Here is a 20,402-nt window from a genome sequence, read left to right on the forward strand (position 1 = left end):
GATCTTGGGCAGGCCCAACGTGATCAGGTTGGATCCGCCTGGATTTGGTCCCTCTTTTTTGACCGGGTCACGCTCGGGAACGCGTGCGCGAGCATGGACAGGGTGATGTGCCGGTACCAGCCGACCCCACGATCACCCTGCGCGGCATCCACGCCGCTATCGTCACCGCGCTCGGCGGGAGCGCCTCGTTCTAGTTCGGTGCCCTGGCCCCAAACCGCCTCGCTCCTGGCCGGGGAACTGGACGAACGCGCCCGCCTGCCCGTGATCGTCATCGACGAAGCTCATCCGATGGCCAACACCGACCTGGAATCCCTCCGCATGCTCACCAAGGCCGGAATGGACACCGAATCCCACTTCGCAATGCTCGTGATCGGCCAACCGACCCTGCGCCGCCGTCTGAAGGTTGGCGCCCCGGCGGCCCCGGACCGTTCACCCTCAAGCTGCCGAACCTCTGGCACCTGGCGACGGATGTCTCGGGTCGCCTCACCGACGGATCGAGCGCTCTCGACCTGGTCGCTGCGCTGCACCCGACGGCGGCTGTCGCCGGCAGCCCAACGGATGCCGCGCTCGCGCTCATCGACGAACTCGAACCGTTCGACCGTGGCCGTTACGCCGGCCCGGTCGGCTGGATCGGCGCGGATGGTGACGGCGAATGGGCGATCGCGCTGCGCGGTGCCCAGGTCGAGGCCAACGGCGACATCACCGCCTACGCCGGCTGCGGCATCGTCGCCGGTTCCGACCCCGATCGCGAGTTGGCGGAGACGAAGATGAAGTTCCGCCCCGTCAAAGAGGCGTTCGGGTAAACCTCTCGTTGGTCGAGTAGCGAGCGCTGAAGATGGTGGTCGAGTAGCGAGCGCTAGCGAGCGTATCGAGACCCGTATCGAGACCCGTATCGACCTGCGGAGCGCGTCTACGACGCCGCGAGACGCGCCTTCTCTACCTCGACGTCGAAGTCGGCAGCAGGCCAGGTCAGGTTCATGCGCGCGAGCGCATCGATCAGCAGTTGCTGCACGACCAGGCGGGCGTACCACTTCTTGTCGGCCGGCACCACATGCCAGGGTGCGGTCGGCGTCGAGGTGCGATCGATCGCAATCTGGTAGGCGGCCTGGTAGTCGTCCCACAGCATCCGCTCGTCGACATCGCCCGGGTTGTACTTCCAATATTTGTCAGGTCGGGCTAGTCGTTCGCCCAGCCGCTGCTTCTGCTCGGCCTTGCCCAAGTGCAGCATCACCTTGAGCACGACGGTGCCGTTGGCGGTCAGCTCCTGCTCGAACGCGTTGATCGCACCGTAGCGGCGCTCGATCTCCTCGGGTGCGGCCAGGTTGCGCACCCGGCCGATGAGCACGTCTTCGTAGTGCGACCGATCGAACACGCCGAGCATGCCGGCGCCGGGCACGTGCTTGCGAACCCGCCAGAGGAAGTCATGGGCGAGCTCCTCGGCCGTCGGCTTCTTGAAGGCCGTGTAGTGCACGCCCATCGGGTTGACGACGCCGACCACGTGCCCGACGATGCCGCCCTTGCCCGCGGAATCCATCGCCTGCAAGACCAGCAACACAGATCGCGTGTCGCCGGCGGTGCTCGACGCGAACAGGCGCTCCTGCAATTCGGCAAGCCGAATGGATGCCGCCGCCAGCGCGCGCGCACCGTCGCTCTTGTCACCGTCGAAACCGGGTTGCGCGTTCGTGTCTTGTTCGGCGAGCGAGAAGCCGGGGCCGGCTCGCAACGCATCCGCTGCATCCATGGTCCAGTTGCCGTGCTGCCGCGTTGCAGTTTTCGCCATCACAGTGCTCCCCTTGACATAACGGTGCTCCCCTTGATCGGTTGCACCATTCTGTCAGCAGATGGCCTGTCGGCGGTCACACCGCGTCAGCGCGGCAGCGGAACTTCCAGGATGCTCGGCCCCTCGATCGGTGCGGACAACGCCTGGTCGAGCTTGCCGTGCGTGCTCGCCCGCGCGTAGGCCCATCCGTACGCCTTCGCCAGCGCCTCGATGTCGACTTGCTGGGGAGTGAGCAGCACGCGCTCCATCGCCTCCGCCGGTGCACTCCAGGCGACCTCGAGGGCATCGAAGATCGTGCCGCCACCGTCGTTGCCGACGATCACCTGGATGCGCGGGCGTGACTCACCGACGCCGAACGCGAGTGCCCCGACGTCGTGCAGTAGGGCGAGGTCCCCCAGCAGCACACGCGTGACGCCGGCCGAGTCGTCCGCTTCGTGCGCGAGAGCGATGCCGACGGCGGTGGCGATGGTGCCGTCAATGCCGGCCAACCCCCGGTTCGCATGAACCCGGATGTTCTTGCCCGGCACACTGCGATCCGCCTCCCGAATCAAACGGGACGCACCGAAGACGAGCCGGTCATGCGGCCAGGTGAAGCGCCACAGCGCCTCTGTGAGCATCCGCCGCGTGACCGGCGCCTGCACAGCGGCCATTTCGCTCCGGGCATAGCTGATGCGATCAGCAGGGCTGCTCGAACGGCCCGCTTCGACATCCGGGGCAGCGTGGGTAGCATCGCCGACAAGTGCGGCCTCGCCGAGCCTTCTGCTTGCGACGACCCACCGGCCGACCCATTCCCGCGCCGCACGTACAGATGGGTCGATGCCCTCGTCGAGCGTGACCGCGGCGACGGCACGTGCCCGGCGGCCCGGGTTGTAGAACTCGTCGCCGTGCGGCGCCACCACAATGGACTCGACGTCACCGCGCGTGAGCAGCGCTGGTATCTCGCGGCTGAGCGTCGGATGCCCGAACACGATCGCGCGCTCGACCCGCCCGCCGAATTCGGGCTCGTTCAGCAGTTCACGGTATGCGACCACGAGATTCGGGCCGAAGCGGGAGCCGCTCGTGATCTCCGCAAGCAGCGGCCAACCGCCGGCATGGGCGAGGGCTTCTGCTTCCGGGCCGGCACCGTGGCCCGCGATGACGACGGTGTGGGGGCCTGCGGCGAGTGTGACGGTCTCGCGCGCGGATGCGGTCCGGGCGAGCGGGGTCTGTGCGGGCGAGGTCTCGGCCGGCGGGGTCTCGATACGCTCGTTCCTCGCTACTCGACCAGCAAGTGCGGGCGGGGTCCGGGCGAGCGAGGTCTCGGCGGGCGAGGTCTCGATACACTCGTTCCTCGCTACTCGACCAGCGAGGAGGGGCGACAGGTCGGGCACGGGCGCGGACAGGGGCTCACGGAACGCGATGTTGAGGTGCACAGGGCCGGACGCGGCAGCTCCCACGCCCAGCGCAGCCGACCAGGCACGCCCGGCGAGTGTGGCCGCAGCATCCGTTTCGCCGGCTTCACCGGTCGGCGCAGGCACGTCACACGCAAGCCGCAGGGCACCCCCGTACAACCCGGCCTGCCTGGTCGTCTGGTTCGCTCGGATGCCGCGTAGCTCGGCTGGCCGGTCGGCCGTCAGCACGATCATCGGCACGCCGGAGTGATGGGCTTCGAGCACAGCGGGATGCAAGTTCGCCGTCGCCGTGCCGCTGGTTGTGACAACAACGGCGGGCAGCCCGGATTCCACTGCCAGCCCTAGCGCCAGAAAACCGCCGACACGTTCGTCGATGCGCACGTGCAAGCGCACCGCATCGACCCGCTCCAACTCAGCGGCGACGAGGGCAAGCGCCTGCGAGCGCGATCCCGGGCTCAGCACGATGTGCCGAACACCGAGCCGCACCAGAGCACTCAGGAGCGCGATCGAGTAATCGCTGGCCGCGCTGACGCCGAGCGTCGCGCTTACACGGTGCGTCTCACCGACATCCTGGGTCTCACTGACGCCCTGCGTCGCAGGACCCTCAGGCATCCCGTCGGCCGGGCTGGTCGGACTCGCCGTTCTTCTTATTGGTCTCGTCGAGTTCGGCGAGATCCTTCTCCATCTGGCGGATGCGTTCCTCTTGCTCGCGAGACCGCTTCGGATTCTTCACCGATGCCTTGCCCAGCCCTCTCAGGAATTCCGGATCGTCATCGGGTGCAACGGAACGCATGTTCGTTGCGGCATTGCGCCGGCCGCGACCGATCAGGAACCACAGCGCACTGCCGATCAGTGGGAACAAGATGACCACGAAGATCCACGCCCATTTGGGCAATCCGCGGGTGCGCGCCCGGTCGAAGAGCGCACAGTCCACAATCGTGTAGATGTACACGAGTGCGACCGCTACGGCAAGCGGCACTGCCAGTCGGACCATACCTCAATCGTAGCCCTTGGCGACTCCACGGTTTCCCGAAGGTTACTGTCCGTACACTGTGTGTGTGAATGCCATTCCGCACTGGGTTACCTACACGGCACTGCGTCTGCTCTTGATCATCGTGCCGCTGGTCATTCTGATGGTGCTCGGGTTGCCGTGGTGGCTGTCCGCAATCATCGCCGCGGTCGTCGGACTGTGCCTGTCCTACTTGTTGCTGGCGGGGCCGCGGCACGGCCTTGCGCGTGATCTGGATGCTGCGCGCAAGAGCGCAAAGCCGAAAGCGTCGGCGAGGAAGCGCATCCGTGAAGACGATGATGTCGAGGATCACCTCATCGACGACGCTGTCGCGGCGGAAGAGTCGGCGTCGGCATCCACGTCAGAACGCGAAAGCGGCGCCGAGCGCAATTCCGTAGACAAGACCGACGATCCCGGTCAGCTGCAGCACTAGGATCAGTTCTTTCGCGGTCTTCGCCGTCACCGCGATCAGACATGCCGGCAGTGCGACCAGCATGCCGAAGAGGCCGAGCCAGCCGAGCGGGTACGCCAGGCTGAGCAGCGCGAGAATCGCGTATGGCAGCAACAGGAACACGCAATACAACACGACGGATGCTGTACGCCCGATCAGCACCGTCAGGGTGCGCTTGCCTGCCAGCTTGTCTTCGTCGATGTCCCGGATGTTGTTGATGAGCAACGCTGCGACTGCGATGAGGCCGATCGCGACACCGCCGAACCAGGCCTCCTGCGTGACGGCGAGCACCTGCACGAACTGGGTTCCGGCCGTTGCGACGAGCCCGAAGAAGATGAACACGAAGACTTCGCCGAGCCCGAAATAGCCGTACGGCCGCTTGCCGCCGGTGTAGAACCAGGCTGCCGCTATGGCGGCCGCGCCGACAATCAGCAGCCACCACTGCTGCGTGCGGATCACCAGGGCGAGCCCGGCAAGCGCTGCCAGTGCGAAGAAGACGAGCGCCGTCGTCAGCACCGCGCGCGGTTTCGCCTTGCCCGACCCGGTGAGCCTGCTCGGGCCGACCCGGTACTTGTCTGTGCCGCGTACGCCGTCTGAGTAGTCGTTCGCGTAGTTGACGCCGATCTGCAAGGCCAGGGCAACGACGAGGCAGAGCAGTGCGCGCACCCAGTGGTAGGTGTCGGGGCCCGCAACTGCGATCGCCGCCCCTGTGCCGATCAACACGGGCGCGATGGCGAGTGGAAGAGTGCGCAGCCGCGCCCCAGCAATCCAATCGGATGCCGTCGCCGGCTCGACCTTGCCTGGCCGCCCGCCGGGGTGGCCGCCTTTGCGACGGCTCTTACCGGTGCGGTTCTGATTGGCAGGCGACATTCTCTGCATTTTGGGCTTGCTGCTCACAGGCCGCATTCTATCGATGAGGGCTATGGTGCTTGCGTGCCGACAATCCGGGCGAGCGCCTGCCGGTCGGGTTTGCCGGAGGCGAGGCGCGGTATCTGCTCGACGACGACGATGCGCGCCGGGGCGGCAGCACGACCCAGTGCCGTGACGACGTGCTCGCGCAGCGCGGCCAACGGCAACGAGCCGTCGAGCGCTGCGACCCGTTCGACCACCACGACCGGCACCTGACCCCACTCTGCGCTGTCTGCCGCGACGACAACGGCGGCACCGAATCCGGGCGCCTCGCGCACACGACGTTCGACCGCGTCGAGGAGCACCTTCTCGCCGCCGGAGACGATCACGTTATCAGCGCGGCCGTGCACCGTGACGCGCCCGCCGGCCTCGACGGCGCCGAGGTCGCCGGTGCGATACCAACGGATGCCGTCCTCGATGTGGAACGCGGCATCCGTTCGCGCGGGGTCGTCGAGGTAGCCGTCTGCGAGCACCGGTCCGGCCAGCTCGAGCAGGCCTCCGACCTCGCGAGGGCGGGTTGTGCCGATCGGAATGCCGTTGTAGACGCAGCCGCCACCGGTCTCGCTCGAGCCGTAGGTGCGGGTCAGTTTCAGCCCGAGGTCAACGGCACGATCACGTAGCGCCGGACGCAGCGCCTGCCCACCGACGAGCACACCGTCGAAGCGGCGAAGCACCTCGAGTAGTCGAGGGTCGCCTGTTGCGGGGTCGGATGCCGTCTCGACCAGGCGCGCCAGCTGCACCGGCACGAGCGACACGAAGCGGCCGTCACCGGTCATGCTCGCGGCCGCGTCGCCGAAAGCGCGCGGATCGAAATGCCCATCGCCGAGCACCACCGGAGTCGTGCCCGCGACGATCGAACGCACGAGCACGTTGCTGCCGGCAACATAGTGGCCGGGCAGGCAGAGCAGCCATTGGCCGTCACCGCCGAGCGCTCCTGCGGACGCCGCTGCGCTGGCCAGCAGTGCGTCCCGCGACAGCACCACTCGCTTGGGCACGCCGGTCGAGCCCGAGGTCTCGATGACCAGAGCGACGTCCTGGGCAACGCTCGTTGGCAGCGGCGGCGCAGCCCCAGGCGCCCGCAGCGCACGCGGCAGCACGGCGGGGCCGTCGCCGGTCAACGCCAGGTGCAATGCACGAAGCAGGACGCCGGGCTGATCGGCTGGAACCGTCACGAGCGCGCGCGTCACTCTGTCAGCCTATGGCAGCTTCTTCCTCGACGAGCGAGGGCCGTACTAGAACTGCCACGGATACGGCGACCAGTCCGGATCGCGCTTCTCAAGGAACGCATCGCGGCCCTCGACCGCCTCGTCGGTGCCGTAGGCCAGCCGTGTCGCCTCACCGGCGAACACCTGCTGACCGACCATGCCGTCGTCGACCGCATTGAAGGCGAATTTGAGCATCCGGATGGCCGTCGGCGACTTGGTCAGGATCTCGCGTGCCCAGTCGATCGCTGTCGCCTCAAGCTCGGCGTGCGGCACGACAGCGTTGACAGCACCAAGTTCGTAGGCACGCTGCGCTGAGTACTCACGAGCGAGGAAGAATACCTCACGCGCCGCTTTCTGCCCGATCTGACGAGCGAAGTACGCGCTGCCGTAACCGGCGTCGAACGAGCCGACATCGGCATCCGTCTGCTTGAACTTGGCATGTTCGGCGCTCGCGATGCTCAGGTCGCAGACGACATGCAGCGAGTGACCGCCGCCGGCGGCCCAACCGGGAATGACCGCGATCACCACCTTCGGCATGAAGCGGATCAGGCGTTGCACCTCGAGGATGTGCAGGCGGCCTGGTCGCGTGGGCCCTTGGTCTCGATACACTCGTTCCTCGCTACTCGACCGCCGGCCTTCGTCGGGCGTCACTCGACCAGCTGGGGTTTCGTACTGGTAGCCATCACGACCACGGATGCGCTGGTCGCCACCGGAGCAGAACGCCCAGCCCCCGTCCTTCGGGCTCGGGCCATTTCCGGTGAGTAAGACCGCGCCGATCCGCGAATTCGTGCGGGCATCCTCCAACGCTGCATAGAGTTCGTCAACGGTGTGCGGCCGGAACGCGTTGCGCACTTCCGGCCGATTGAACGCAACGCGGGCAATGCGTCCGTCGACCGAGTGATGGTACGTCACATCCGTGAGTTGCCCGAACTCGGGCACGTTGGCCCACTGCGTCACGTCGAAGATCTCTGACACCTGCTCGACCGCCTGCTCCACCATGCCCCAAGCCTACGGGCAGCCCAGACGGCCAGCACCGACCTTCACTCCGGCAGTGCAGTCCCTGGCGATTGTCTGGAAAGCGGGGGTTGAATCGGGTGCTTTCCCATCCCACGTGCATAGGGTTCGGTGTGGCCATTCCTACTGAGCACCGTCGACGCCCGCGCTATCGACTGCGGCGCGCCATCGCGATCAGCATCACCGTGATCGTGGTGCTTCTGCTGGCCACCGGCGGCTACATCGCTTACAACTACTGGGTGCTCACCTCGCACATCACGCACGTGAACGCGATTCCCTCGAACAAACCGAAAACGGATGTCGACGGTGCCGCCCAGAACATCCTCCTGGTCGGTGACGATCACCGCCCGGCGAACGCATCCGCCGCGGAACTGGCTCAACTCGGCACCACGCAGGACGGCGGTGGCACGAACACCGACACGATGATGATCCTGCACATCCCGGCTGGCGGTGCAAGTGCAACTCTGATCTCTCTGCCGCGTGATTCGTGGGTAAACATCCCTGGTAACGGCATGGGCAAACTCAACTCCGCGTTCTCCGACGGAAGCCAGAGCGGCGGCGACGCCGGCGGTGCCCAGCTCCTCATCGAGACCGTGCAGAACCTCACCGGACTCACGATCGACCACTACGTACGCATCTCGATGCTCGGGTTCTACGATGTCGCGAACGCGCTCGGGCCGATCCAGGTGTGTCTGAATGCGGCCGTCGACGATCCTTACTCTGGCGCAGTGTTTCCGGCCGGGGTCTCCACGCTCGACGCCCGCCAGGCGCTCGCTTTCGTGCGGCAGAGGCACGGCCTGCCCGGCGGTGACCTCGACCGCGAGATCCGCCAGCAATACTTCCTTTCGGTCGAAGCCCACAAGCTGCTGTCGGCCGGAACACTGCTGAACCCCGTCGAACTGAACAAGGTGCTCTCCGCTATCGGGTCAGCGATCGAGACCGACCCCGGCCTGAACCTCCTCACTCTTGCTGCCCAATTGCACGGCCTCACAGGCAGCAAGATCAACTCGGCGACCATTCCGATCACAGGCACCCCGACGATCACCGTCGACGGAACCGACGTATCGATCGTGCAGGTCGACACCGCGGCGATGCCCGCGTTCATCCGCACCATCATGGGCACACCGGATGCCTATACCAAGGCCACCGCCGCCTCGCCTTCCAGCGTGAGCGTGACGGTGCTGAACGGCTCGGACACCAACGGCGTCGCCGCCGAAGCGACTGCGACGCTGAAATCGGCCGGCTTCAAGGTCGGCACCCCTGGCGACGGATCCACGCTCACGACAACGACCATCCAGTATCCGGCGGGCCAGGAGAGCCAGGCCAAGGCGGTCGCAGCGTATCTGCCGGGTGCAGCCGTGCAACAGACCGCCAGCGTGAAGACGGTCACCGTCGTGCTGGGTACCGACGGAATCATGCCGGCGGCGCCTGGCTCGGGCGGCACGACGAGCGCGTCAACAGCTCCAGCACCGGCGCCATCGGCCTCGTCCGCTACCCACAACTACAGCACCGCGACCTGCATCAACTGAGGACGATGCGCCGCCGCTCTCCGTCGCTGCCCTTCGAGACGGCCGCGGGCTTCAACCCTCGCTCCCAGGCTCGCTCGGCGCTGGGGTCGCAGATCGCTTCGCGATCCCCAAGCTCCACCGCGCTCCTCAGGAACCGCGCAGCCGAAGCGCCGTCCCTCGGTCGCTGCCCTTCGAGACGGCCGCGGGCGGCCTCCTCAGGAACCGCGCAGCCGAAGCGCCACACCTCGGTCGCTGAGCGCAGCCGAAGCGCCACACCTCGGTCGCTGAGCGCAGCCGAAGCGCCACACCTCGGTCGCTGAGCGCAGCCGAAGCGCCGTCACAGTGCCATCCAATAGTGCCAAACTGGGCAGATGACGTCGCCTGCCTCGCTGCCCGACCTATCCGACGTACCAGACCTGTCCGAGCTGCTGGGCACCGCCCGCGTTGTCGCACTGCCGATGACAACACGGTTCCGCGGCATTACCGTGCGCGAGGCGTTACTCGTCGAGGGCCCGGCGGGCTGGAGCGAGTTCTCGCCGTTCGTCGAATATACCGATGCCGAGGCGGCCGCCTGGCTTGCTGCGACGATCGATTTCGGGTGGACGAGCGTGCCGCCGGCTCTGCGTGATCGCATTCCCGTGAACGCTACGGTGCCCGCCGTGGCTGCAGCCGAGGTTGCCGGCATCCTGGCTCGATTTCCAGGCTGTCGCACCGCAAAAGTCAAAGTAGCCGACGTAGCACAAGGCCTGGCCGACGACGTCGCCCGTGTGCGTGCGGTGCGGGACGTACTCGGCCCTGACGGACGCATCCGAATCGACGCGAATGGGCTGTGGAACGTGGACGAGGCAGAGCACGCCATCCACGCGCTCGCGGCTTTCGATCTCGAATATGTCGAACAGCCATGCGCGACCATCGATGAGCTTGTAGAGATTCGCAAGCGCACGAAATACATGGGTGTTCCGATCGCAGCCGATGAAAGCGTTCGCAAGGCGAGCGACCCACTGGCGGTCGCACGCGCCGGCGCTGCCGACCTCCTTGTGATCAAGGCGCAGCCGCTGGGCGGCATCCGGTCAGCGCTTCGTGTCATCGCAGACGCCGGGCTACCCGCCGTCATCTCGAGTGCGCTTGACACCTCGGTCGGCCTGGCGATGGGCGCACACCTGGCCGCCGCGCTTATCGACCTGGACTACGACTGTGGGCTGGGAACGGCCGCCCTGCTTGCGGCGGATGTGACGCCCGAGCCGCTCAGGCCGGTCGACGGTGCGATCCCGGTGCGTCGAGTGGAAGCAGACGAAGCGCTGCTGACGCAGCACGCCGCGGATGCCGACCGCCGCGCCTGGTGGATCGCTCGCCTCGAGCGCTGCTACCGCCTGCTGGAGACCGCGCGGCGCTGAGCGGCATCGATCGCGACCCACACAAAACTGCCGCATGAATTCGGCGCCTCGGATCAGTACGCGCAGGAATGTCGGTGGCCTCTGACATGTTGTTCCACACGTGGCAACGGCGCCGATCTCCACCCCCACCCCACTCGATGCCCACCCTGAGATGGTGTGCATCACGATCGCCGCCCTGGAGCATGAACACTATGACCGATTTCGATGCAACACCCGGCGCTTCAGAACGGCCGACCGTGGATGCCCGCGCCCACCACCGCACGACACTCGCGTTCTGGAGCGCTGCCGCCGTCGTCGTCGTCGCGCTGTGGGCCAGCGGCTCTCCCGCACTGATCTACCCGCTGTACGAACGCGCGTGGGCACTGACTCCGGCCGTCATCACGATGGTTTTCGCTGTCTACCCGATCGTGCTGGTTGTCGTTCTGCTGATTTTCGGCAGCATCTCGGACTACATCGGCCGGCGCTCCGCGATTCTGGCCGGCCTCGCATCGATTATTGTCGGAGTGCTGATCTTCGCACTCGCCCCGAGCGTGGAATGGCTGTTCATCGGGCGTGTCTTCCAAGGCATCGGGGTCGGCCTTTCACTGAGTCCGGCCGGTGCCGCACTCGTCGACTTCGATCGAACGGGTAGGCGCGCAAGCTCGATCAACACTATTGCGATCGCAGTGGGGCTCACCCTGGCGACGGTCGTCGGCGGCACCCTCGTGCAATACGCACCGTGGCCGCGGGCCTTGACATTCTGGGCGCTGCTGGTCGTTGCCGGCGCCGTAACGATCGCAGCCCTCTTCCTGCCTCGGCATGTTCGCGGAACAGATAGTCTGGGCCGCTGGCGTCCGCGACCGATCCGCGTCCCACGCCGGTTGCGCGGCGTCGTGGCGACGGCAACGTTCGCCGTGACCGTGACCTTCGCCGTCGGCGCGATCTTCATCTCGCTCGGCGCGCAGATCGTCAAAGACGTGTTACACACCGACAACGCGCTGATCGCAGGCAGCGTTCTCGCGATCAGCGCGGTCGGAAGCGGCGCCGCATCCATCGTTTTCCGGCGGATGCAGCCGCGCACCGCTGTCGTCGCCGGCGGACTACTCGGTGCGCTCGCCTCCGCGCTTCTGCTCGTCAGCGCTCAGCTGTCGTCGCTGCCGCTGTTCGTGGTTGCGTCTGTGGTCTTCGGAGTCTCAAGCGGACTGCTCTTCCTCGGCGGACTGGGACTGATCAACGAGAACGCACCTGCGCACCACCGGGCTGGAACGCTCTCGTTCGTCTATCTGATGGCCTACCTCGCTCAGGGCGTCGTCGCGGTCGGCCTCGGCATCCTGGCCACATCGCTCGGGCTCCGTGGCGGTCTGGACATTGTGGGCCCGATTCTGGTCGCGCTGTCACTCGCCGCCAGCGTTATCGCCGTGGCCGCGGGAAGACCGACCTGCGGCGCACTGACAGGCTCGCTCGCTGCCCTTCGGCAAGCTCAGGGAACGGATTGAGTCAGGGAACGGATTGAGTCAGCGCACGGATTGAGTCGGCGAACGAATTGAGTCGCGTCAGCTACCGAGGCCGCTGTAGGAGTGCAGGCCGTGGAAGAAGATATTGACGATGCCGAAATTGAACATGACGGCCGAGAATCCGATGATCGCCAGCCAGGCCGAGCGTGAGCCCCGCCAGCCGCGGGTTGCCCGCGCGTGGATATACCCTGCGTAAATGACCCAGATGATGAACGTCCAGACCTCTTTGGTGTCCCAGCCCCAATAGCGGCCCCAGGCCTTCTCCGCCCAGATCGAACCGGCGATCAGAGTGAACGTCCACAGGATGAAGGCGACGATATTCGTGCGATAGGCCAGGTTCTCCAGTGCAGCCGCCCCGGGTATCGTTCCGAGGAATGGCAGCGTCTGCGGCTTGCCGGCCGCCACCTGCGCCTCCCGATGGGTCTGCAGCAACTGCACGCCGGAGAGCGCGAACCCGATCGCGAAGAACGCGGTGGAGATGAACGCGACCGTCACATGGATGACAAGCCAATACGACTGCAGGGCCGGCGGCAGCGGAGCCACCGGCACGTAGTAGCTCATCGTCGCAATGCCGAGCAGTAACAGCACGAGCCCGGTCATGAACGAGCCGAGGAACCGAAGATCGTAGCGAATGTTGACCAGCAGGAAGATGCCGATCATCAGCACCGTGCCCATGATCGAGAACTCCCACATGTCCGACCACGGCACTCGGCCGGCGGCCAGCCCGCGCAACACCACGCCGGCGACATGGAAGACGAAACCGAGCGTGGTCAGCACGAAGGCGACGCGCAGGCTGCGCGATGTCTTCCTGCGACCCCAACGGACTTCATCGTCAACGCGACCGGTAGTGCGGGTCAAGGTCGTGGTGCCACCGCCCGCTTGCGTCACGCTGACGGTGCCGCCCGCGCTTGCTTCAGCGCGGCGCTCCACCGCACTCGGGACCTCGGCCGCCAGGGTCTTGCGCGCTCCGCGGTCGGCCAGGTCGATCGCGAATGCGACGAAGGCAATGGCGTAGATACCCATTGCCGAATAGATACACAGGATAGAAAACTGCGCGAGAGTCTCGGTCACGAGGGTAAGCCTACGCTTTGCTTGGAGGGGGTATCGATGCCGATGAGCTCTCGATGTTTGGTGGCGAGCGCGTCGACAGCGGCGTCCAGGCCGGGATCGTCTCCTCGGGCAAGGCCCGCATACTCAATCCGCAGCAGGCCGTCCGGCTGGCTGATCGCCTTGACCCACATGCGCCGTCGCGGCACGAACAGCGACGTCAACAGCCCGCCGAGGATCAGGATCGCGAATACGAGCACCCAGGTCTGGGTGGGGTCGTGATGCACATCGAACGACGCGAATCGCTCGACACTGTCCAACGTCACGGTGCCCAATCCGCCCGGCAGTTGCTCGGTCGCCCCCGGAGTGAGCTCGATTGCGGCCTGTTTGGTGCCCGGGCCATTGAGCTTCGTCAGCTTGTCCGTGTCCAGCGTATAGACAGAGACGGCCGCGCCGTTGTTGAAGCCCAAGTCGCCGGAGAACACCTGAAGCGTCAGCACCGGCTTGCGCAGTGCAGGGTAGGACGACGCCAAAGCGCCTGTGCCCAACTTCTGCGCGGTCGGATAGAAGAAGCCGACCATGCCGAGCTGCTTCTTCAGCCCATCAGGCACCTTGACGACCCCGAGTGAGGTGAGGTTGGTGTCTTGCGGCAGGAACGGCACGGCGTCCTGGAACACGATGTCGCCGGCCGGATTGCGCACGGTGATCTTCGGAGCGTAGCCGTTTCCAAGCAGGTAGATGTTCGTTCCGCCGATGCCGAGAGGCTCGTTCACCTTGATCGTGCGCTGCGCAGCCGTACCGTCCGCGTTCTTGGTCGTGACGTGCGCCGTGTAGTCCAGCGGCAACCCGATCGCGTTCGGATTCGACTGCTCGTAGGTGACGTCAAGGCTGTTCAAGGTGACCGAATACGGGGTCAAGGCCCCCGTGTTCACGAATCGACCCGGGTTGAACGAGTCGTAATTCACCAGCGTGTTGACGAAGGTCTGTCCGGTCGTCACGACGCGCTGACCGGTGAAGCCGAACCCGCCGCCGACCCCGACGGCGAGCAGCACGCCGAGCAACGCGATATGGAACACCAGGTTCCCCGTCTCGCGCAGGTACCCGCGTTCCGCCGAGACGGATGCTTCGCCGTTCTTCTCGAACGTCACCACCCGGTAGCCGGAGCCCTTCAGCAGCCTCCGCGCTCCCTCGATCACGTCGGTCAACGGGAGAGCGGAGACCATCGTGGTCGCCTGGAATCCCGCCATCCGGTTCAGCCTCACCGGCGTGCGCGGAGGCTTGGCTCGCAGAGCGTCCAGATGATGCTTGGTGCGTGGGATCACGCATCCGATCAGCGAGATGAACAGCAGCAAATAGATCGCGGAGAACCAGACGGACGTGTAGGTGTCGAAGACCTGCAGGTTCTTCAGGATTGGATACAGCTCAGGATGGTCGATCTTGTATTGCGCGACGCCGTTCGGGTCCGCGCTGGTCTGCGGCACCAGGGAGCCGGGGATCGCCGCGACGGCGAGGAGCAACAGAAGGAACAGCGCGGTGCGCATGCTGGTGAGTTGACGCCAGATCCAGCGCAACCAGCCGACGAAGCCGAGCTTCGGTTGCGTGATGTCGGCGGCGGGCTCGACGGAGTCGATGTGATCAGATGGCCGGTCGGAAATCGGGAAGCACCCCCTGCAGTTGGATGATCCAGTAGTTCCACACACCGCTGACCATCAGCAGGCCGATCACGATGAGCAGAACTCCTCCGATGATATTGACCGCCCGGATGTGCCGGCGCAGGAATGCGATGCCCCCGCTTGCCCAACCGAAGCCGAGCGCGATCAACAGGAAGGGAACGCCGAGGCCGAGCGCGTAGAACAGGGCGAGCAACGCGCCCTGCCAGGGCGAGCCGCCGCTCAGGCTCAGCCCGGAGATGGCCACGAGCGTCGGCCCCGTGCAGGGGCTCCAGCCGATGGCGAAGACGACGCCGAGGATAGGGGCGCCGGCCAACCCCATCGCCGGTCGCCAGCTCGGTTTGAACGTGCGCTGAAGGAAGGTGAACTGCCCGACGAAGACGAGGCCGAGCAGGATCACGATAACACCGGCGATGCGGGTGAGCAGGTCGCGCCATTCGATCAGCCAGAACCCGACGGCACCGAGTAGGAACCCGCCGATGACGAAAACCACGGCGAAACCGATCACGAACAGTGCGACGCCGAGCACCAGCCGGTTGCGGCCGCGTTTGTCGTCTTTCGCGGCAGCGGACCGCCCATCGGTGAACCCGCCGACGTACGCAAGGTAACCGGGCACGAGCGGCAGGATGCACGGCGAGGCAAAGGAGACGAGCCCGGCCAGGATGGCGACGGGAATCGCGATGAGCAGAGGTCCGGTGATGAGCGAGCCGACGCCGTTCACGACGCTGGACTCTCCGCGACCGCGTCGCTGATCAATGTATCCAGGGTGGATGGCTGATCATTGATCGGGCCCTCGATGCGCGCGGCAACGCGACCCTGTTTGTCGAGCACGAGGGTCGTCGGCGTGGCATTCGGCCGCATCGATCCGCTGAACGCCAGTTGCACGGAGCCGGTCGCAGCGTCGAGCACCGACGGATAGGTGACGGAGAAAGCCTTGTCGAATGACAGCACGTCGTGGGCGGAGTCCCGCGTGTTCACGCCGAGGAACACCGCACCCTTACCGTCATATTTCTGGCTCAGGGTCTGCAGGTCCTTCGCCTCAATCCGGCACGGCCCGCACTGGGCATACCAGAAGTTCACGACGAGCACCTGGCCCCGGTACTCGGATGCTGACACCGGCGTGCCCGTTTCGGTCTCGCCGGTGAAGTTGATCGGCGCCCCGCGATCGGCCGCCTTGACCTCGGTGACCCCGCTGCCTGCAATGTAGTTCTTGTTGCTGCCTGCCGCATATTGCGCGGCCAGCGAGTCGTTGCTGCAGCCGGTCAAGGTGAGCGCCAGCGCAAGCGCGCCGACGACGACCGCTGCCGCAGTTCGACGGTGCATCACACCGCTCCAATGTCGGTGGCGTCTGCTGCGAGTGGCGCCGCCGGCTCAGAATAACCGACCTCGACCACGTCCCCGCCGTGCCGTTCCAAGGTGGTGATACTGGACAGCGCACAGCGACGCTTCCGCGGGTCGTGCATGAATCGCTCCCCGATCAGCGCCAAGTGGAAGCACCAGATCGGCAGCTGGTGACTGACCAGCACGACATCGCCCGATTCGACCGAATCGAATGCAGCGTCAACTGCGGAGCGCATCCGCTTGACGATCGAAGAGTATGCCTCTCCCCAGCTCGGCCGGAACGGATTGACCAGCCACGGCCAGTTGATCGGATTGCGCAGCGCCTGCCTCATGACGGTGCCCTCGAAGTGATTGGCCGGTTCGATCAATCGCGCGTCGGTCGTGATGGGTAGCTCGAATTCAGTGGCGAACGGAGCAGCCGATTCCTGAGTGCGCTGTAGCGGGGACGCAACCAAGGCAACGATGGGCCGGCCCCGCGCCGCGACATCATCCGCGGCGCGCTGAGCCATCTTCTGGCCGAGTTCAGAGAGCCGAAAACCGGGCAACCTGCCATACAGGATGCCACTCGGATTGTGCACCTCGCCGTGACGGACAAGGTGGACCTGGCTTGCTACCACGGCATCCAGTCTACGGAAGGCCCGCTGGTGAATTGGCCGAGAGCCCGGCGGGTGACGTCACCGCGTAGGCTTGATGCCCGTGAGCGAACGTGTATTGGTCAAGAACCTGGCAGCCCGGCCCGACGGCCCCGTGAACGTGAGTGGCTGGGTCGACACCGTGCGCGATCAGAAGAAGGTGCAGTTCGTCATTCTGCGCGACGAGTCCGGTGCCGTGCAACTGGTCAACCCGCGAACGACGGATGCCGATGGCAGCGTCGTCGCGGACGAGCCGGCCACGACGATTTCTGGGCTTGCGCAGGGGACATTCGTCACGGCATCCGGTGAGCTCAAGCACGACGAGCGGGTCAAGCTCGGCGGCATCGAGGTCAAGTTGACCGGCCTGAGCGTCACCGCCGAGGCGATCGCCGAGACGCCGATCGCGGCGGACAGTTCCCTTGACAAGCGGATGGACTGGCGTTTTCTCGATCTTCGGCACCCGAAGCAAAACCTGATCTTCCGGATCCAGACCACGTTCGAGCACGCGCTGCGCACCTGGTGGGTGGACAACGAATTCATCGAGCTGCATACGCCGAAGCTGATGGCCAGTGCGAGCGAATCGCGCGCTGAGCTTTTCGAGGTGGAGTACTTCGACACCAAGGCCTACCTGGCGCAGAGCCCGCAGTTCTTCAAGCAGATGGCGCAGTCAGCGGGGTTCGGCAAGATCTTCGAAATCGGCCCGGCCTTCCGTGCCGACCCGTCGTTCACCAGCCGCCATGCCACGGAGTTCACGAGCGTCGATGCCGAGATCAGCTGGATCGACAGCCACGAAGACGTGATGACGATGCACGAGAACCTGCTCGTCGCCGGTTTCAGGGCCGTCAAGGAGAAACACGGAGAAGAGATCCAGGCACTGTTCGGAGTGGAAATCACAGTGCCGACGACGCCGTTCCCGCGCATTCCGCTGGCAGAGGCGAAGGCGATCGTCGCCTCCCGCGGCTACGAGGTTCCACGCGAAGACGACGACATGGACCCGGAGGGCGAAAGGCAGATCTCCGCGTATGTCGCCGAGACCTATGGGCACGAATTCGTATTCCTGACTGATTACGCTTCGAGCATTCGGCCGTTCTATCACATGCGGCATGCGGATGACACGAGCCTGACCAACAGTTACGACCTGATCTTCAATGGCACGGAGATCTCCACCGGCGCTCAGCGCGAACACCGCATTGACATTCTCGAGGCGCAGGCGGTTGACAAGGAGCTGGACCCGGGCGAGATCGCCGACTACCTCGACTTCTTCCGCTACGGAGTGCCGCCGCACGGCGGCTTCGGCATGGGACTGGCACGTGTTTTGATGCTGATGCTGCACGAGGCGTCGATCCGCGAGGTCACCTACCTGTTCCGCGGTCCGACGCGCCTGACTCCGTAGATCGCTCACCCCAGATCTCGATACGCTCGCTGACGCTCGTTACTCGATCACCGGCCCGGCTCCGGTGGTCGAGTAGCCTGCGAGCGCAGCGAGCGAGCGTATCGAGACCCCCACACGCCGGCTCACCGGATCTCGATACGCTCGCTGGCGCTCGCTACTCGATCACCGGCTCCGGCGGGCGTATCGAGACCCCTCACTCGAAGGCATCCGCCGGGTAGTAGTTGATTCGTGACGTCCAGCCATCCGGCAGCAGCACGGGCAGATACTCGGTCTCAGCCGCCGCAGTCGTGAACGACACGTCCACCGACTCACGCCAGCGACCGTCCTCCATCCGCTGCACCGTCGCCTCCCAGAGCACGCCGGGGCTTTCCTTCGCCTGCAGCCGCAGGTGAATCCCGACTGCACGCCGCCGTTTCAGAAGCGACAGCAGCCCCCGGTACACGACCGGCCGCTCGACATCCCTGAACCACGGCCGCAGACTGCGCACAAGAACGTCGGCGTTCCACACGATCGTCGTCGGAAACCCGGTGCGCGACTGATAAATGTCCACCGCGATCACGCCCGGCACGCGCCGCAACGTCGTGCGCAGCGTGCCGCGAGTCACACCGCTCTCCACCGTCGCATGCAGATACACCGGCACCGCGGAACGCGGATGGCCGCCCCCGACGCGAGTGGCCGCATAGTCGCGCAGCTCCTGCCCCGGCCCGAAGAACTCGAGTGCGCCGGTGCCGGGCACGTCGCCGTTCAGATAGCGACTGACGCGCTCATCGATCGGATGGTCCTCGATTGCGCCCGCGGTTTCGGCATAGCTCGGTGAGTGATGCGTCGACGAAATGCGGTAGCCGCGCGGCAGCGGCGGACCCGCTTTGACGGTCACCCACTCAGGTGCGCTGGGTTTCGGCTCGGCCCAGATCGGGTTCTCCCGGCCTTCCATCCGCGGCACCGAATCGAGGATGTGCTCGATCGACAGCACCCGGATGGACGAGTCGATCCGGTCGCGCCCGATCGGTGAACCGGCCGTGATCACGTGCGACACGGTGAACCCGTGCGCGCTCGCGCATTCGGCGAACTGCCCGGCGACCATGCCGCCCAGACTGAAACCGGCCGCAAGCACCAGGTCGTGCGGCTGCACCCCGGCCAACTGCATCGCCTGGCAGGCGGCACGGGTCAACGTGGTCTCGCGCAACGAGAGCGCGACGACATCCGCCGTGATGTCGTTCGGCGCCTGGCCCGAGCGCGGATGCCACGTTTGCGTGCTCGGCAACTGCAGAATCCAGCGCCGGATGCCGTCGGCCCCGATCCGCGAGGACGTTCGGATGACTGCGCATTCTGCCCGATCATCGAGGTCAGGATCGCCCATGTCGTCGATTTCGCGTTGAGAGATGAACAGTTCACGCAGACCGCGGATCTCGGTGCGGCGCATCGCGGCAGCGGCAAGCCCCGGAAACCCCAGCACGTCCGGATACGGTCCAAGCTCGAGCGCACCTAAATGGGTCGGGCTGCTCCACTTGCGAGCCTGAGGGGAGAATCGGCGCGGGGCGCGCGGATCGCGCCACCAGGCCAGAAAATCCGCGCGCTGCGGAAAATGGGTGGCCAGGAAGACGTCGTATTCGACCACTGCAGCGTCGTGGCCGTCATCGAAGAAACCACGGCGACGGCCGAGACCCGTGAGCTTGCGTTCCAGTGCCGGCAGCGAGAAGATCGCGAAATATGGCCGGGCGCGCAAACTCGGAAGCACGAGGCCGACGAGGCTGGCCAGCAGCGCGATCGGTGCGAGCAGAAAAACGGCAACACGCGCAGTGGTGCCGACCAGCCGAGGCAGCGTGGACAGGAATGAATCGTTCAGCACCGTGGATCGCGCTCGCGGCCGTGTCGGCCTGTGCAAGACGAACGGGTACTGCCGCGCGCGTAGCCGGGTCACGCCGAACCAGAACCAACCCCAGGCCCAGGCGCTCAGCCAGACGATGCCGCGTACAAACCACGCAGCGAGCGCGAGCGCGACAATGATCAGGGCAAGCACAAGGGCTATCGCTGCGGCGATCAGCAACCCGAGGCAGAGCGCTATCCAGCCGAATGCGCTCCGCCTGTGGCGCACCCACGGCGGCAGTTGTGGGGCCGCGTGCTGTGCGTGCGGCACTCGCCCCTCGACCATGGGGCTAGCCTAT

18 protein-coding genes and 2 pseudogenes are annotated in these 20,402 nt (G+C 65.8%); 7 read left to right on the forward strand and 13 right to left on the reverse strand.

Annotated elements, in window-relative coordinates; translation table 11 throughout:
• Positions 1–23: 23 nt before the first annotated feature.
• The gene (locus QU604_RS19035; RefSeq protein ID WP_308466172.1) at positions 24–272 is read right to left on the reverse strand and encodes a hypothetical protein; all 249 of its coding nucleotides are present in this window, start codon (positions 270–272) and stop codon (positions 24–26) included.
• Between QU604_RS19035 and QU604_RS22275 the strand changes: the two are divergent.
• A pseudogene (locus QU604_RS22275) lies at positions 262–339 on the forward strand (hypothetical protein); the annotation flags it as partial. The gene QU604_RS19035 and the pseudogene QU604_RS22275 sit on opposite strands and share 11 nt — an antisense overlap.
• Positions 340–425: 86 nt before the next feature.
• Positions 426–803, forward strand: a pseudogene (locus tag QU604_RS19040) (chorismate-binding protein); the annotation flags it as partial.
• Between the two features lie 107 nt (positions 804–910).
• Here the strand turns inward: QU604_RS19040 and QU604_RS19045 are convergent.
• The 3 genes from QU604_RS19045 to QU604_RS19055 form a co-directional block, all read right to left on the reverse strand.
• The gene (locus QU604_RS19045; RefSeq protein WP_308466173.1) at positions 911–1,780 is read right to left on the reverse strand and encodes a PPK2 family polyphosphate kinase; all 870 of its coding nucleotides are present in this window, start codon (positions 1,778–1,780) and stop codon (positions 911–913) included.
• A gap of 86 nt (positions 1,781–1,866) precedes the next feature.
• Positions 1,867–3,783: a 2-succinyl-5-enolpyruvyl-6-hydroxy-3-cyclohexene-1-carboxylic-acid synthase gene (gene menD / locus QU604_RS19050; RefSeq protein ID WP_308466174.1), complete on the reverse strand. Its 1,917-nt coding sequence runs from the start codon at positions 3,781–3,783 to the stop codon at positions 1,867–1,869.
• Positions 3,776–4,165, reverse strand: a complete 390-nt coding sequence (locus QU604_RS19055; RefSeq protein WP_308466175.1) for a PLD nuclease N-terminal domain-containing protein — start codon at positions 4,163–4,165, stop codon at positions 3,776–3,778. Before QU604_RS19055 ends, menD begins: the two co-directional genes overlap by 8 nt.
• 64 nt (positions 4,166–4,229) lie before the next feature.
• Between QU604_RS19055 and QU604_RS19060 the strand changes: the two genes are divergently transcribed.
• Complete coding sequence (locus QU604_RS19060) at positions 4,230–4,613, forward strand: DUF4229 domain-containing protein (RefSeq protein ID WP_308466176.1); 384 nt, start codon at positions 4,230–4,232, stop codon at positions 4,611–4,613.
• Here the strand turns inward: QU604_RS19060 and QU604_RS19065 are convergent.
• Genes QU604_RS19065 through QU604_RS19075 form a run of 3 tightly spaced genes read right to left on the reverse strand, consistent with a single transcriptional unit; the run spans position 4,542 to position 7,744 of the window.
• A complete protein-coding gene (locus tag QU604_RS19065) occupies positions 4,542–5,510 on the reverse strand; it encodes a 1,4-dihydroxy-2-naphthoate polyprenyltransferase (RefSeq protein WP_308468977.1) in 969 nt (322 codons plus the stop codon). The genes QU604_RS19060 and QU604_RS19065 overlap by 72 nt on opposite strands.
• A gap of 41 nt (positions 5,511–5,551) precedes the next feature.
• Entirely contained in the window at positions 5,552–6,727 is a 1,176-nt protein-coding gene (locus QU604_RS19070; protein WP_308466177.1) for an AMP-binding protein, read from the reverse strand.
• A 45-nt stretch (positions 6,728–6,772) separates the two neighbouring features.
• Positions 6,773–7,744 carry a 1,4-dihydroxy-2-naphthoyl-CoA synthase gene (locus QU604_RS19075; protein ID WP_308466178.1) on the reverse strand — a complete coding sequence of 324 codons (972 nt, stop codon included), beginning with the start codon at positions 7,742–7,744 and terminating at the stop codon, positions 6,773–6,775.
• 128 nt (positions 7,745–7,872) lie between these two features.
• On the opposite strand from QU604_RS19075, the gene QU604_RS19080 reads away from it, so the two are divergent.
• The 3 genes from QU604_RS19080 to QU604_RS19090 all read left to right on the forward strand — a co-directional run bounded on the left by QU604_RS19080 (position 7,873) and on the right by QU604_RS19090 (position 12,136).
• Entirely contained in the window at positions 7,873–9,288 is a 1,416-nt protein-coding gene (locus QU604_RS19080; protein WP_308466179.1) for an LCP family protein, read from the forward strand.
• Between the two features lie 350 nt (positions 9,289–9,638).
• Positions 9,639–10,661 (forward strand): o-succinylbenzoate synthase, encoded by a 1,023-nt coding sequence (locus QU604_RS19085; RefSeq protein ID WP_308466180.1) that lies wholly within the window; start codon positions 9,639–9,641, stop codon positions 10,659–10,661.
• A gap of 191 nt (positions 10,662–10,852) precedes the next feature.
• Complete coding sequence (locus tag QU604_RS19090; protein WP_308466181.1) at positions 10,853–12,136, forward strand: MFS transporter; 1,284 nt, start codon at positions 10,853–10,855, stop codon at positions 12,134–12,136.
• A gap of 57 nt (positions 12,137–12,193) precedes the next feature.
• Here the strand turns inward: QU604_RS19090 and ccsB are convergent, their stop codons facing one another.
• From ccsB to QU604_RS19115, 5 genes are all read right to left on the reverse strand, one after another.
• Positions 12,194–13,225, reverse strand: a complete 1,032-nt coding sequence (gene ccsB / locus QU604_RS19095; RefSeq protein WP_308466182.1) for a c-type cytochrome biogenesis protein CcsB — start codon at positions 13,223–13,225, stop codon at positions 12,194–12,196.
• Positions 13,222–14,742: a cytochrome c biogenesis protein ResB gene (gene resB, locus QU604_RS19100; RefSeq protein ID WP_308466183.1), complete on the reverse strand. Its 1,521-nt coding sequence runs from the start codon at positions 14,740–14,742 to the stop codon at positions 13,222–13,224. The genes ccsB and resB overlap by 4 nt, the downstream gene beginning before the upstream one ends.
• Before the next feature lie 94 nt (positions 14,743–14,836).
• Positions 14,837–15,592 carry a cytochrome c biogenesis CcdA family protein gene (locus tag QU604_RS19105; RefSeq protein WP_308466184.1) on the reverse strand — a complete coding sequence of 252 codons (756 nt, stop codon included), beginning with the start codon at positions 15,590–15,592 and terminating at the stop codon, positions 14,837–14,839.
• On the reverse strand, positions 15,589–16,194 hold the full coding sequence (locus QU604_RS19110) for a TlpA family protein disulfide reductase (RefSeq protein ID WP_308466185.1): 606 nt from the start codon (positions 16,192–16,194) through the stop codon (positions 15,589–15,591). Before QU604_RS19110 ends, QU604_RS19105 begins: the two co-directional genes overlap by 4 nt.
• Positions 16,194–16,829: a histidine phosphatase family protein gene (locus QU604_RS19115; RefSeq protein WP_308466186.1), complete on the reverse strand. Its 636-nt coding sequence runs from the start codon at positions 16,827–16,829 to the stop codon at positions 16,194–16,196. Before QU604_RS19115 ends, QU604_RS19110 begins: the two co-directional genes overlap by 1 nt.
• 73 nt (positions 16,830–16,902) lie before the next feature.
• On the opposite strand from QU604_RS19115, the gene aspS reads away from it, so the two are divergent.
• Positions 16,903–18,237 (forward strand): aspartate--tRNA(Asn) ligase, encoded by a 1,335-nt coding sequence (aspS, locus tag QU604_RS19120; RefSeq protein ID WP_308466187.1) that lies wholly within the window; start codon positions 16,903–16,905, stop codon positions 18,235–18,237.
• A 193-nt stretch (positions 18,238–18,430) separates the two neighbouring features.
• On the opposite strand, the gene QU604_RS19125 is transcribed toward aspS, so the two are convergent.
• Positions 18,431–20,389 (reverse strand): hypothetical protein, encoded by a 1,959-nt coding sequence (locus tag QU604_RS19125; RefSeq protein ID WP_308466188.1) that lies wholly within the window; start codon positions 20,387–20,389, stop codon positions 18,431–18,433.
• Between the last annotated feature and the right edge of the window lie 13 nt (positions 20,390–20,402).

It is taken from the genome of Rathayibacter sp. SW19, assembly GCF_030866825.1.
GTDB classification, from domain to species: domain Bacteria; phylum Actinomycetota; class Actinomycetes; order Actinomycetales; family Microbacteriaceae; genus Rathayibacter_A; species Rathayibacter_A soli.

Excerpts from the sequence above, each read along its gene's own strand:
- QU604_RS19035 (WP_308466172.1), bottom strand. The coding sequence starts at position 272 with ATGACGATCACGGGCAGGCGGGCGCGTTCGTCCAGTTCCCCGGCCAGG.
- QU604_RS19045 (WP_308466173.1), bottom strand. The coding sequence starts at position 1,780 with ATGGCGAAAACTGCAACGCGGCAGCACGGCAACTGGACCATGGATGCA.
- menD (WP_308466174.1), bottom strand. The coding sequence starts at position 3,783 with ATGCCTGAGGGTCCTGCGACGCAGGGCGTCAGTGAGACCCAGGATGTC.
- QU604_RS19055 (WP_308466175.1), bottom strand. The coding sequence starts at position 4,165 with ATGGTCCGACTGGCAGTGCCGCTTGCCGTAGCGGTCGCACTCGTGTAC.
- QU604_RS19065 (WP_308468977.1), bottom strand. The coding sequence starts at position 5,510 with ATGCAGAGAATGTCGCCTGCCAATCAGAACCGCACCGGTAAGAGCCGT.
- QU604_RS19075 (WP_308466178.1), bottom strand. The coding sequence starts at position 7,744 with ATGGTGGAGCAGGCGGTCGAGCAGGTGTCAGAGATCTTCGACGTGACG.
- QU604_RS19085 (WP_308466180.1), top strand. The coding sequence starts at position 9,639 with ATGACGTCGCCTGCCTCGCTGCCCGACCTATCCGACGTACCAGACCTG.
- QU604_RS19090 (WP_308466181.1), top strand. The coding sequence starts at position 10,853 with ATGACCGATTTCGATGCAACACCCGGCGCTTCAGAACGGCCGACCGTG.
- resB (WP_308466183.1), bottom strand. The coding sequence starts at position 14,742 with ATGCGCACCGCGCTGTTCCTTCTGTTGCTCCTCGCCGTCGCGGCGATC.
- QU604_RS19110 (WP_308466185.1), bottom strand. The coding sequence starts at position 16,194 with ATGCACCGTCGAACTGCGGCAGCGGTCGTCGTCGGCGCGCTTGCGCTG.
- aspS (WP_308466187.1), top strand. The coding sequence starts at position 16,903 with ATGCCCGTGAGCGAACGTGTATTGGTCAAGAACCTGGCAGCCCGGCCC.
- QU604_RS19125 (WP_308466188.1), bottom strand. The coding sequence starts at position 20,389 with ATGGTCGAGGGGCGAGTGCCGCACGCACAGCACGCGGCCCCACAACTG.